The following is a 13076-nucleotide window of genomic DNA, read 5'->3' as shown; positions in this document are numbered from 1 at the left end:
GTGCAGTTCCTCGAAGGGCAACGCCCCCCATACGACCTGACCTACGACGATGTCTTCCTCGTCCCCAACCGGACTGACGTGACGTCCCGGTTCGACGTCGATCTTGCGTCGGCCGACGGCTCGGGAACCACCATTCCGGTTGTCGTCGCCAACATGACCGCAGTCGCCGGTCGCCGAATGGCCGAAACTGTCGCCAGGCGCGGCGGGTTGGTCATCATCCCGCAGGACATCCCCACCGAAGCGGTCGCCGAAACGGTGGCGTTCGTGAAGAGCCGTCATCTCGTCGCCGACACTCCGGTGACCCTGAGCCCCGAGGACGCTGTCTCCGACGCGTTGGCCTTGCTGCCCAAACGGGCGCACGGCGCGGTTGTCGTCGTCGAGGACGGCAAGCCGCTCGGCGTGGTCACCGAGGCTGCCTGCGCGGACGTCGACAGGTTCACTCGCCTTCGTACCGTCGCGATCACCGACTTCGTCACAGCACCGGTCACCGCAACAACGCGTGAGGTGTTCGAACTACTCGAAACCAAGCACGATCCGCTTGCCGTCATCGTCAACGACGACGGCACACTCGCCGGAGTCCTGACTCGTACCGGTGCAATTCGTGCCGGGATCTACGACCCCGCCGTGGATGCCAACGGCGCGCTGCGCGTTGCCGCGGCGGTCGGGGTCAACGGCGATGTGGGTGCCAAGGCCAAAGCGCTGGTCGACGCCGGCGCCGACGTCATCGTCGTCGATACCGCCCACGGGCATCAGCAGCGCATGATCGACGCACTGACCACGCTCAAAGCTCTGGATCTCGGTGTGCCTCTGGTGGCCGGAAACGTGGTCTCCGCGCAGGGCACCCGTGATCTCATCGCCGCGGGCGCCGACATCGTCAAGGTCGGTGTCGGACCAGGCGCGATGTGCACAACACGCATGATGACCGGCGTCGGACGACCGCAGTTCTCGGCTGTTGCCGAATGCGCCGCGGCAGCACGCGAATTGGGCAAACACGTGTGGGCTGACGGTGGAGTGCGCCATCCGCGCGATGTAGCGCTGGCTCTGGCTGCGGGCGCGTCGAATGTCATGATCGGCTCGTGGTTCGCCGGCACGTACGAGTCGCCGGGCGATCTCAAGGTCGATCAGGCCGGCAACGCGTACAAGGAGAGCTTCGGTATGGCGTCCAAGCGCGCCGTTGCTGCGCGCACCGCCACCGAGACGGCTTTTGATCGCGCCCGCAAGGGTTTGTTCGAGGAAGGCATCTCGAGTTCACGCATGCGACTTGATCCCGAGCGTCCCGGCGTCGAGGATCTGATCGACCAGATCTGTTCCGGTGTCCGCAGTACCTGCACGTATGCCGGGGCGCGTTCACTCGAGGAACTGCACGACAAGGCAGTCCTCGGCGTGCAGTCTGCAGCCGGATTTGCCGAGGGACGGCCACTTCCCGCCGGCTGGTGAATCGGTAATTGTGACGAACGGCGGGTGCTCGGCTCCCAAAGCCCGGGCACTCGCCGGTATCATCGAACTTGGAAACAACAAATGAAACTCGGTCGGGTGCCAATCGGCAACCCGACCGAGCCCGCTAAAGCCGAGAAGTCATCGGCCCGACGAGAGGAACCCGGTGCCCGAGGCACCCACACACTTACCCGGCGCAACACCCGTCGTCATATCCGAGGAATCATCTGATTCCGCTGGTTCGGAGGGCTCCTCTAGCGAGCCGGGAGACAAACCCGGCGCACTTCGCTCTCCACTTGGGTGGCGATGATCGATGGACATCGCATTCACCATTCTCAGCCTGCTCGGCTTCATCGCACTGACCGCAGGCACCGCCCTCTTCGTGGCGGCAGAATTCTCACTTACCGCGCTCGAGCGCAGCACCGTCGACGAAGCTGCTCGTGACGGCGACCTCCGTTCGCGTCAGGTCCAGCACGCACACAAGACGCTCTCGTTTCAGTTGTCCGGTGCGCAGCTCGGCATCACGATCACCACACTCATCACCGGTTACCTGGCCGAGCCTGTTCTCGCCCGGTTCATCACTCCGGTCGCGAAGGCCGTCGGGCTGAGCGAATCAGCAGCGTCCACAACGTCATTGATCCTCGCCTTGGTTATCGCGACCTCGTTCTCGATGATTTTCGGTGAGCTTGTCCCCAAGAACCTGGCGATTTCCAAGCCGATGCCGACAGCCCGCGCCACAGCCGGTTTGCAAGCCGGTTTCTCGCTGGTCTTCAAGTGGGCGATCAACGGTCTCAACGGAACCGCCAACTGGATCGTCAGGCGCCTGGGCATAGAGCCTGCCGAGGAACTGCGCTCGGCACGTTCCCCGCAGGAGCTCGGCTCGCTGGTGCGCACGTCGGCGCAGCGTGGTTCCATCGACGCGGGCACTGCGCTTCTGGTCAACCGGTCGTTGCAGTTCGGTGAGCGCACAGCGGAAGAACTCATGACACCCCGCGTGAAAATCGAATCACTCGAGTTGTCGGATACCGTCGCCGATCTCATCGTGACGGCATCCCGTACCGGCTATTCACGGTTCCCCGTTGTTCGCGGTGACCTCGACGACACCGTCGGGGTTGTCCACATCAAACACGCGTTCACGGTTCCCGCCGAGCGACGACGCACGACGCGAGTCGACAGCCTCGCGCAGCGCGTGCCGGTTGTCCCGTCGAGCCTCGACGGTGACGCCGTCATGGAACGCATCCGCTCGGACGGCATGCAGGTCGCACTCGTGGTCGACGAATACGGCGGAACCGCCGGCATCGTCACCATGGAAGACCTCATCGAGGAAATCGTGGGCGACGTGCGCGACGAGCACGACGAACCTGAACTCGACGTCCAGCGCGTCGGCGACGGATGGTCCTGCTCCGGGCTCCTGCGCATCGACGAAGTCACCTCAGCTACCGGGTACACCGCACCCGAAGGCGATTACGACACCCTCGGCGGCTTGGTGCTCACCGAATTGGGACGCATCCCCGACGAGGGCGACGAAGTGGCATTGCCCGACGTCGACGCGTCCGGCGATCACCGTGGCAAATGGATTGCGCGAGTCACCTCGATGGACGGCCGTCGTATCGACCGCGTGACCATCACTCCGGTCCCCGCCGATGTCGAACCCGAATCAGCAGCAGAGCGCACAGAGGAGTCCGACGATGAATAACCTTCTCGGCGTTCTCCTCACCGTAGTACTGCTGGCAGGCAACGCGTTTTTCGTCGGCGCGGAATTCGCGCTGATTTCTGCTCGCCGCGACCGACTCGAAGCGTTGGTCGCCCAGGGCAAGAAGCGGGCACTCACCGTCATCAAGGCCGGCGAGAATCTGTCGCTCATGCTCGCCGCGGCGCAGCTAGGCATCACGATCTGTTCGATCCTTCTCGGTAAGGTCGCCGAACCCGCAATCGCGCATCTCCTCGAGGTGCCGATGGAAGCGGCCGGCCTGCCGGACGGATTGCTGCATCCGATTTCGTTTGCGATCGCACTGTCGTTGGTGGTTGTGCTGCACATCCTGCTCGGTGAGATGGTGCCCAAGAACATCGCGCTGGCTGGTCCGGAGAAGACTGCGATGCTTCTCGTGCCGATCCACCTGGCGTTCATCAAGATCGCGCGCCCGATCATTGCGTTCTACAACATCTGCGCTAACGGGATTCTGCGTCTGTTGCGAGTCGAACCGAAGGACGAACTCGATGTCACCGTCTCGGCGGTGGAGTTGTCCGCGATGATCGGTGAATCCCGCTCCGAAGGGCTTATCGACGCCGAAGAGCACCGCCGGTTGAAGCAGGCCCTCGAATCGACCGATCGCACGGTGTCGGAAGTGCTGATCACTCTCGACAAGGTGCGGACCATCCCGCTGACCCCGACCGGCACCACGCTGGGCGACATCGAGCGGGCCGTCATCGAAACGGGCTACTCGCGCTACCCCGTCCGAGCTGCCGACGGCACTCTGGCCGGATACGTGCACCTCAAGGACGTGCTCGACGAGGTTCTCGACGAAGCTGCCGGGCCGGATACCGTCGTACCCACGTCGGATATCCGTCCGTTGCCCGTCGTTCCGCTCAGCACGCCGCTCGCCGAAGCGTTGGCAGGCCTGCGTCGCGCCAGCTCACACCTCGGTGCCGTCACCGATGCCGACGGCGTTGTCATCGGCATCGTGGCATTGGAAGACCTCCTCGAGGAGTACGTCGGCACCGTCCGCGACGGCACTCACCGCGGAACCGATGCTGTTCCGGGACAACGGAACAACTGATCCATGACACGTTCGGTGGAAACACTCGCGCTCGCACATGGCGAGTGGACGGCTCGGCAAGCTCTGCACTTCGAAAAAGTGGAGCAGCTTGTCGGGCCGCACCGGGCGCGTCGCAGTGCCGGTATTTCTCACCCGGTGCATGATTTCCTGTTCACGTACTACAACTTCAAGCCCGCGCAGCTTCGACGCTGGCACCCCGGATACGGCGTAGCGCTGGAGGCCGGATCCGAGTACGCAGAGTTCTCGGGGTATCGCGTCGACGAATCCGGTTGCGCGAGCGTCGATCGATCCGTGCTCGAGCGTCGACTGCCCACGGTCGAATTCGTCTGGAATCTGTTGAACCAGACCTCTTCGCGCCCCGCGGTGCTCGGTTGCTTCGGTTTGCACGAGTGGGCAATGGTGTACCGGGGCGGCGAGGAAGCGATCCGCCATCAGTCTGTTCCCCTGCGACTGGGATTCGCGGGTACCGACGCCGTAGTGGAATCCTTGCCCCTCAAATGCACTCACTACGACGCGTTCCGCTTCTTCACTCCGGACGCGGCTCCGAAGAATGCGCTCAACCTGATTCGCGACACGCAGATCGACTACGAGCAGCCCGGATGCCTGCACGCCGGGATGGATCTCTACAAATGGAGCTTCAAACTTCTGCCGCTCGTCGATTCCGATCTGGTGATGGCCTGCTTCGAGCACGCACTCCTGGCGCGTGAACTCGACATGCGCGCCAGTCCCTACGATCTGCGCGACTACGGATACTCCCCCATCGCCATCGAAACACCGGCTGGCCGTGCCGAATACGTGCGGCAGCAACAGCAGTTGGCGGAGAGGGCCGCCCCGCTGCGCGCTACGCTGGCCGAACGGTGCCGGGACCTGCTCGGTCGCTGACCTCCCGAAAGGCATCGAATGGAGCACGGTTACGGGTTCTATCTGGACGAGTACCAGCGCGATGTCGGAGCGCACGTCCACTCCTCGATCACCTGTCCCGAGTCCGGGGGTTACCTCTCGGCGCACCTACCGGTGTTCGACCTCGCCGCCGGATCAGTGGCCGCTTTTGCGTCGGCGATAGACCGCTCTCCCCTGGTTGATCGCACGCCATGGACCCTCGATCCCGAACGCATCGCCGCGTCCTTCTCCAGTGACCGACTACTGCGGATAGGCGGACAACCCGTCGACGCGTTCTCGGCGTACTCGGGCTTCTTTGCCGCCCGCGACGGCTGGGTGCGCACCCACGGCAACTACCCGCACCATCGCGACCGACTACTGTCCATCCTCGAACTGGGTTCCAGCGCAACCAAAGACGATGTAGTGCAACGGATATCCGCGATCGACGCCATCGAGATCGAACAGCGCGCCGCAGACGCCGGGGCTATCGCTGTCCGTGTCCGTACCGAGAACGAATGGCGTCTGAGCGAGCAGTACGCCACAGCGCGGTCGGCGCCGCTCGTAACCATCCGAGTCCGGGACACCGAAGGATCACCCACGCATTCGCCCCGATTGCGTGTTCTGGACCTCACCCGCGTCATTGCCGGACCTGTCGCAACACGCGCGCTGGCTCTACTCGGCGCCGACGTCCTGCGCCTGGATCCCCCAGGCATGCCGGAGATCGAATGGCAGCACCTGGATACGGGGCAAGGGAAGCGTTCGGCACTTCTCGACCTGAAGAGCGAAGAAGGCTCCGCACGTTTCCGCGGACTTCTCGACGCCGCCGACGTGCTGGTGACCGGGTACCGGCCAGGCGCCCTCGAGGCACTCATCGGGCACGAACTCCCCGCGCACCTGATTCACGGACGGGTCAGTGCGTGGGGCTGGGACGGACCGTGGGCAGATCGACGCGGATTCGACTCCATCGTGCAAGCCGCGTCGGGGATCTCGTTCCTCGAAGGTGGTGACAAGCCTGGTGCGCTCCCGGCCCAAGCGCTCGATCACGCAACCGGATACTTCCTCGCGGCCGCCGTCGTGGACGCGCTGACCTTGCGGAGACAGGACGGGCTCGGTCGCGATGTCGACGTGGCACTAGCTCGGACCGGGGTCCGACTGCTCGATGCTCCGGGCCGAACCCTGCAACCTGGGCCGGCCAGGATGCCAGGGCCAGATGTTGTTGTCAGTCATGGTGAAGTCACCACCGCGCGGCCGGCGCTGGCCGAGTTCGACGACTATCCGCGACCAGCACAGAAGTGGGGCAACGACGTTGCCGCGTGGGCGCGCTGAGATAGTGACGCATACAGGGCAAGATGGACATGTGAAGTCGCATACGTACACCCTGGATCTGCAATGGACAGGCGATCTGGGAACCGGAACATCCAGTTCACAAGCCTATTCGCGGGACCATTCCGTATCAGCTGCGGGCAAACCCGAACTCCTCGGCAGTTCCGATCCCGCTTTTCGTGGCGACCCGGAGCGGTGGAACCCCGAAGAACTGCTGGTCGCATCGCTCGCTCAGTGCCACATGCTCTGGTATCTCGGACTGGCGGCCGCTGCCGGAGTCGTTGTGCTCGACTACACAGATCAGCCGGTCGGCACGATGATCGAGGAGGCGGATGGTGACGGCCAGTTCATCGAAGTAACCTTGCATCCAACGGTTTTGGTGTCCGACGCATCGATGGTCGACAAGGCTGAGGCTCTACACGGCCCCGCTCACGCGAAATGCTTCATCGCGCGGTCCGTGAACTTCCCTGTCCTGAACGCGCCTACCACTGTGGCGGCTACTGATGAATAACCGTCACAAGCTGATTGTCGACATCGACACGGGCATCGACGACTCGCTGGCCCTGCTGTATCTGCTGGCCAGCCCCGAAGCCGAGATTCTCGGGATCGCGAGCACCGCCGGAAACGTCCCTGTGGAACAGGTCGCGGCAAACAATCTCAATTGGCTCGAGCTGTGCGGAGCCCCCGACATCGAGGTTGCCCTGGGCGCCACCGTGCCCCTGGTGATCCCGCTACGGACCACCGAGGAAACCCACGGACCGCAAGGTATCGGTCATGCGGTACTCCCCGATTCCGGGCGAGAGTTGTCGGTACGTACCGCCACCGAATTGTGGGTGGACCTGGTTCGTGAATATCCCGGTCAGATCACAGGTCTGGTGACCGGTCCCCTGACGAACCTTGCCCTCGCGATCCGGATCGAGCCCGACCTCCCACGTCTGCTGAATCGATTGGTCGTGATGGGCGGATCGTTCAACTACCCGGGAAACACCACGCCTACCGCCGAATGGAACGTCTCCGTCGACCCACACGCAGCGAAGGAAGTGTTCGACGCGTTTTCCGGTGTCCCGGCGCACCGGCGTCCGATCATTTGTGGACTCAATGTCACCGAGTCGATCGAGATGTTCCCGGAACACGTCCGTCGGCTTGCCGAAGCGGCTGGGAGCACCCCGGCCGAGATCATTTCCCCGGACGACGGACCGGACGTCCGCAGCGCCGCGTCCAACAGCGTCATCCGGCACCTGTCCGACGCCATCCGGTTCTACATGGAGTTTCATCGGGAGTACGACCAGGGATTCCTCGCGCACATGCACGACCCGTTTGCCGCTGCGATTGCCCTGGACCCGACGATGGCCACACTGAGGCCGGCAACCGTGGATGTCGAAACCGAGAGCCCACTTCTGATCGGAACCACCGTCGCCGACTGGGTCGGACACTGGAAACGTGACCCCAATGCGGACATCGCCATCAGCACTGATCCGGTGAAGTTCTTCGATGAACTTGTCCAACGGGTGGGACGGTTCGCTCGCGCCGTGGGTTGAAATTCGCTGTCAACGGTTATGCTCGCTAGGAACAGAACCCACAAACGAGATAAAAGGACCCCACCGTGCAGATATCCAGCTCCGATGCCTCGCCGGCATTCGCGCTCGGATTGATGGCGTTCTGGCCCACTCGTCGTAGCGCATGCTTCGATCAGGCGTGTTGCTGAGCGGCGATTTCTCGCTGCCTGCACCCCTGACTTTGTCGCTTCTTCGCTCGGAGTCTGTCTTCTCATGTTCAACCTGCTGTTGTTCACACTTGTCGGTGCCGGCGCTCAACTTGTCGACGGCGCACTCGGAATGGCGTTCGGTGTCACCGCAACCACCCTGCTGATGATCGGCGGGCTCGGGCCTGCCCAGGCCAGTGCCGCTGTGCACCTTGCCGAGGTCGGAACTACCTTGGCTTCGGGTCTGTCGCACTGGAAGTTCCAGAACATCGACTGGAAGTTGGTCGCCAAGCTCGGTGTTCCGGGTGCAATAGGCGCATTTGCCGGTGCGACGGTTTTGTCCGGCCTGTCTACCGAAGCAGCGGTCCCCATTACGGCGACAATCCTCCTCGCGATCGGTGTCTATGTCGCGCTGCGTTTCTCGGTCCGCCCACCCGCGACCGCCCATGCTCGCAGTACACCGCACACTGCTCGGTTCCTATCCCCGCTCGGTCTGTTCGGAGGATTCATCGACGCCTCCGGCGGCGGCGGTTGGGGCCCTATCACCACCAGCACCCTGCTCTCGCGTGGCAAAACTGCTCCGCGCACCGTGATCGGTTCGGTCAGCGCGTCGGAGTTCCTGGTCGCATCAGCAGCGTCGTTGGGCTTCCTCGTCGGGCTTGGCCGCGAATCTGCCGGTAATCTCCTGGTTGTCGCCGGCCTGGCACTCGGCGGAATCATCGCAGCTCCAGCCGCCGCCTGGCTGGTCAGTAGAGTTCCCGCCACCTTGCTCGGCACTGCCGTCGGCGGTGTGATCGTGCTGACCAATACGCAGAAACTGTTCAAGTCCTTCGACATCACCGGCGCTGTGACGGTGCTCGGATACGTCGCAATCATCGGCGCCTGGGCCGCGTTGCTGGTCTACGCGTGGCAGCGGTCCAAGCTCACCGCAGCCGAAGCCCAAGGCGAGTTCGCCGGTATCGAACTGGCCGTCGAGAAAGAAATCACGGAGCCGACGGTCGCGCCCGAGAAGCGATAAGTTCAGCTGCCGAAGAGCGATCCCGTCTACGAACCGGCATTCTACGAAGAAAGACGACGAAGTCGGAATATCCCTCGTTCACCCGATTAACACCGGCTAGGATCCTTGTGAACAAACGGCAGTAAACGACAAACCGTTCACATGGCGCGAAAGCTGCCGATATAAGGAGTCCGCTCTGGTGATCGGTAAGGACCGCCACAATTGGTCGTCAATTCCTGACCGGCGCGCCCACCCCGAGTCGATTTCGCACCAGCCGCAATTCACGAAACTCGATAAATATGCCGCGCTGACCATTATTCGCGCACCGATCGGTTACGGGAAATCCACCCTGGTCGCCTCGTGGTTGCGCACCATTCGCGCGACTGAGCGCATTTCCGTCTGGATCCCTGAGCCCGCTCCATCCATGACGGCTCGTGAATACTGGGCACACGCGCTGCAAAGGTTCGTCAGCGCCGGAATTGTCTTGCCGAATCCTGTGATCGAGCAAGAGCAAGACCCATTCACCGCGATAGTTCGGATGCTCCGCGACAACTCGCGCCCGGTCATTCTTGTATTGATCAGGCCGGACAAAGTGGATGGCAAGTTGGACGAAAGCCTCGCCGACCTCGTCAAGTATTGCCGATGCGTCAATCTCGTTGTGACCTTGACGGGGCGCACCGTGTTCCCCGAACCTCATTTGCTCGATCTCGATCAGGAATCGATCAGCGCGCACGACCTTCTCTACACGCTCGAGGATACGACGAGCGTTCTCGAAGGTTCCGGTGCACATATCGTTCCCGGCGAAATCGAACATATTTACTCAATGACCGGCGGGTTGCCAGTTTTGGTACGCCGTTCGATTTCGGTACTCAAAAACCTTCCAACGCAGGTCGGACGCGAACACCTTCTCCGGCATAACCTACGACGAGTAATCCAGCACTACACCCAGGAATCTATCGCGGCCGAGGCGCACCTGGTCGGACACTACGATCTTGTCGTCGCTACGGCAGCAGCCCGTGAGCTCACCGTTGATACCGTCATGCACTTGCTCGAATCTTCCGAATCCTCTCAGCGCATTCGGGATCGACTCATTGCGCTCGAAGCTGCCGGGGTTCTCTCGTATGTCGACACCGAGGTCGTGGAAACCTGGAGACTGGCACCGGCGATCCGACAATCCATCCTGACGTCCCAACCCTCCGGGGGAAGTGATCCGGCCGCTCGCCTGTCATACCTATCGCGCGCTCAACTCGATGCCGGACAACACGCGTCTGCGCTCGATTATGCAGTCGAGGCACAGGACTGGGCGCTGGCAATCGACATTCTCGACAAGCACTGGGCGACGATGATCGCGGACAATCTCGAGTTGGTTCGCTCTGCCTTCCAGCAGATTCCGCCCGAGTCCACCGACAAGCACTCGAGCTTCCGGGCCGCACGCAATCTGTACCTGCAACATCCCGACGAGCAGGTGACCTTCGGGACCTCACTCCCCGATTCGGCTGATGAGTTACGCGAACTCGGGGCGAGTGCCGATGCCGTGTCAGCTCTCACCATCGGTTGCATCCAGGCTCTGATGCTCATGCACGTCGGCGAATACGATCGCGCTGCAGATGTCACCGTGCGTCTGATCGAACTGAGCCGCTACATCACTGAGACCGATCGGCACGACATCAGCGATCGGCTTTCCACCATGCGAGCGCAATGGGCAATCACCTTTCAACTGAACGGCCGACTTGCCGAATCGACAGGCCTAGCGCGAATGGCCTACTGGAGCGGGAAATCGCAGCGCATCGACTACATCGCGCGAAGCGCCGCCGGCACAGCGGCACTGAACTGGGCGGTAGTCGGTGAACTACGCCGCGCACGGCAATGGTTGGATCTCGAAAACCAACATCGAAACGTCGAGATAAAGATGCAATCCCAGGTCAAGGTTGCCGGATTAACGGCCGGCGCCTTGGTGTCCCTCGATTCACTCGATTTCGAAGATGCCGAACGGGCACTGACCGAACTTGGGCACCCCACCGAGAACGATGCACTCTATGCGGACGAATTCTGGGCGTTCACCGTCTACGCCCGCAGTCAGTTCGCCCTCAGCAACAGTGACGCGTTCTCAGCGTTGTCGTTGCTGCGCAGAACAGTCGCTGCCCACTCCGCGCAGTGCAATCCGACGTCCATTGCCGAGCCACTGATGCTGTCCACCGAGATCGATCTACTTCTAGCCCTCGGCGAAGGAAACCAGGCCGCGTCACTTGCAGAGGGCATCGCCGATCCTGGAAGCAGCCCGTGGACCCTGGTGTCGGTCGCACGCGTGCGACAGCGTATGGGCCAGAACAAATCGGCGATCATCCTGTGCAATCAGTACCAGTGGAATGGCGAGCCGTGCCCGCGCGCACAGATGGAATCCCTTCTGGTTCAAGCAGTTGCACATTCGGAACTCGGTGAGCATCATCGTGCAATCGAGGCGTGGTCCTACGCCTGCGCTATCGCAGACCAGACCGGACTGTTGCGCCCCTTCTCGACCATCGCCGCCGAAGATATCGAGAAGCTGGAAGCGGCCGCATCCACGCGATCGAAGGCACTCGAGAAATTTACGAATGTCGTTACCCCGGAATCGTTTCCGAAGTCCGTGCACATTGTCATCCTGACCGGTGGAGAACAACGGGTCCTCGCACTACTTGCCCTCGGCATGACCTCCGTTTCGATGTCCAGACAACTTCATGTCTCCGCCAACACGATCAAGTCGCAATTGCGTTCCCTGTACAAGAAACTGGACGCACACAATCGCGACGAGGCACTGGCGAAGGCACATGCATTACAGCTCCTCTGACGTTCGACATCGGTCGTCTCACGGACTCTGTTGTGCACCGCACCTGCAGAAACAGCACGGTCGTTGCACCTCCTCGAAAATGAGGAGTCGCAACGACCGTGCCTGACTTCTAGTGCTACTTGTCGCTTCCGTCGAATGCGTCCAGAATCCGTTGAGCAGCCAACGCCGCAGTCAACGATCCTTCGCGTACGCTTCGTTCGACATCGGCACGAATCGCGCGAACGTGCTCGTTGGCCGAAAGTCGGCGCAGCAGTTGGTCGTTCACCATCGTCCAGGTCCAGTCGACCTGTTGCTTCCGACGCTTCTCCTCGAACTGACCCGCCTCGGTCAACACCTCACGGTGCTTGGTGACAGTTCCCCAGAACTCGTCCAGGCCAAGACCTTCGAGACCGCTCATCGTGATGACGGGCGGCTTCCAGATAGCGTCGTGCGGGTAGATCAGACGAAGCGCTCCCGCAAGTTCGCGGGCAGCGCCCTGCGCCTCGCGCTCATGCTTGCCATCGGCCTTGTTGACCGCGACCAGATCTGCGAGTTCCAGAACACCCTTCTTGATGCCCTGCAACTGATCTCCGGTACGAGCGAGGGTCAGGAACGTGAAGCAGTCCACCATGTTGGCAACAGTGACTTCGGACTGCCCGACACCCACTGTCTCCACCAGGATGACGTCGAAACCGGCAGCTTCGAGAAGCACGATGGTCTCGCGGGTTGCCTTGGCAACACCACCGAGCGTGCCGGACGTCGGTGATGGCCGGATGTACGCGTTCGGTTCGACGGTAAGCCGAGCCATGCGCGTCTTGTCGCCGAGAATCGAGCCGCCGGTGCGGGTGGACGACGGATCGACCGCCAACACCGCAACCCGATGTCCCTTGCCCAGCAAGTACATTCCGAGCGCGTCGATGAACGTCGACTTGCCGACGCCGGGAACGCCGGTGATGCCGATGCGGTGCGCTCCCCCGGCTTCGGGCAGCAACTTCAGCAGTAGTTGCTGCGCGAGCGCCCGATGATCGTCGCGTGTGGATTCGACGAGGGTGATCGCCCGGGCGAGGCCGGCGCGCTGATTTGCGCGCACGGCCTCGGCAAGGGAATCAACAGATGGCCTAGCAGCCTGCGTCGGCGTGTCGATGGGCTGTGCCATCTTCA

10 protein-coding genes are annotated in these 13076 nt (G+C 62.3%); 9 read left to right on the top strand and 1 reads right to left on the bottom strand.

Going from position 1 to position 13076, the window contains the following annotated elements:
- The 9 genes from C7T36_RS22735 (at window position 1) to C7T36_RS22695 (ending at window position 11936) form a co-directional block, all read left to right on the top strand.
- Window positions 1–1437, top strand: a complete 1437-nt coding sequence (locus C7T36_RS22735) for a GuaB1 family IMP dehydrogenase-related protein (RefSeq protein WP_033232056.1) — start codon at window positions 1–3, stop codon at window positions 1435–1437.
- Between the two features lie 310 nt (window positions 1438–1747).
- Window positions 1748–3130 carry a hemolysin family protein gene (locus tag C7T36_RS22730; protein ID WP_045067737.1) on the top strand — a complete coding sequence of 461 codons (1383 nt, stop codon included), beginning with the start codon at window positions 1748–1750 and terminating at the stop codon, window positions 3128–3130.
- A complete protein-coding gene (locus C7T36_RS22725; RefSeq protein ID WP_045067736.1) occupies window positions 3123–4211 on the top strand; it encodes a hemolysin family protein in 1089 nt (362 codons plus the stop codon). Before C7T36_RS22730 ends, C7T36_RS22725 begins: the two co-directional genes overlap by 8 nt.
- A gap of 3 nt (window positions 4212–4214) precedes the next feature.
- Window positions 4215–5093: a hypothetical protein gene (locus C7T36_RS22720; protein WP_045067735.1), complete on the top strand. Its 879-nt coding sequence runs from the start codon at window positions 4215–4217 to the stop codon at window positions 5091–5093.
- Window positions 5094–5111: 18 nt separating this feature from the next.
- The gene (locus C7T36_RS22715) at window positions 5112–6416 is read left to right on the top strand and encodes a CoA transferase (RefSeq protein WP_045067734.1); all 1305 of its coding nucleotides are present in this window, start codon (window positions 5112–5114) and stop codon (window positions 6414–6416) included.
- A gap of 31 nt (window positions 6417–6447) precedes the next feature.
- Window positions 6448–6924 (top strand): OsmC family protein, encoded by a 477-nt coding sequence (locus tag C7T36_RS22710; RefSeq protein ID WP_033232061.1) that lies wholly within the window; start codon window positions 6448–6450, stop codon window positions 6922–6924.
- Entirely contained in the window at window positions 6917–7951 is a 1035-nt protein-coding gene (locus C7T36_RS22705; protein ID WP_045067733.1) for a nucleoside hydrolase, read from the top strand. The genes C7T36_RS22710 and C7T36_RS22705 overlap by 8 nt, the downstream gene beginning before the upstream one ends.
- 231 nt (window positions 7952–8182) lie before the next feature.
- A complete protein-coding gene (locus tag C7T36_RS22700; RefSeq protein ID WP_033232063.1) occupies window positions 8183–9133 on the top strand; it encodes a sulfite exporter TauE/SafE family protein in 951 nt (316 codons plus the stop codon).
- A gap of 178 nt (window positions 9134–9311) precedes the next feature.
- The gene (locus tag C7T36_RS22695; RefSeq protein ID WP_045067732.1) at window positions 9312–11936 is read left to right on the top strand and encodes a LuxR C-terminal-related transcriptional regulator; all 2625 of its coding nucleotides are present in this window, start codon (window positions 9312–9314) and stop codon (window positions 11934–11936) included.
- Window positions 11937–12051: 115 nt separating this feature from the next.
- On the opposite strand, the gene meaB is transcribed toward C7T36_RS22695, so the two are convergent.
- The gene (meaB, locus tag C7T36_RS22690) at window positions 12052–13071 is read right to left on the bottom strand and encodes a methylmalonyl Co-A mutase-associated GTPase MeaB (protein WP_045067731.1); all 1020 of its coding nucleotides are present in this window, start codon (window positions 13069–13071) and stop codon (window positions 12052–12054) included.
- Window positions 13072–13076 lie beyond the last annotated feature (5 nt).

It is taken from the genome of Rhodococcus sp. AD45-ID (genome assembly GCF_003023755.1).
GTDB lineage: Bacteria > Actinomycetota > Actinomycetes > Mycobacteriales > Mycobacteriaceae > Rhodococcus_F > Rhodococcus_F globerula.
The sequence above is the reverse complement of the archived record's forward strand: the minus strand, read 5'-3'. Positions and strand labels throughout refer to the sequence as shown.

Bases quoted from the DNA above. Each gene is read 5' to 3' on its own strand.
- C7T36_RS22730 (WP_045067737.1), top strand. From the start codon at position 1,748: ATGGACATCGCATTCACCATTCTCAGCCTGCTCGGCTTCATCGCACTG.
- C7T36_RS22725 (WP_045067736.1), top strand. From the start codon at position 3,123: ATGAATAACCTTCTCGGCGTTCTCCTCACCGTAGTACTGCTGGCAGGC.
- C7T36_RS22720 (WP_045067735.1), top strand. From the start codon at position 4,215: ATGACACGTTCGGTGGAAACACTCGCGCTCGCACATGGCGAGTGGACG.
- C7T36_RS22715 (WP_045067734.1), top strand. From the start codon at position 5,112: ATGGAGCACGGTTACGGGTTCTATCTGGACGAGTACCAGCGCGATGTC.
- C7T36_RS22705 (WP_045067733.1), top strand. From the start codon at position 6,917: ATGAATAACCGTCACAAGCTGATTGTCGACATCGACACGGGCATCGAC.
- C7T36_RS22700 (WP_033232063.1), top strand. From the start codon at position 8,183: ATGTTCAACCTGCTGTTGTTCACACTTGTCGGTGCCGGCGCTCAACTT.
- meaB (WP_045067731.1), bottom strand. From the start codon at position 13,071: ATGGCACAGCCCATCGACACGCCGACGCAGGCTGCTAGGCCATCTGTT.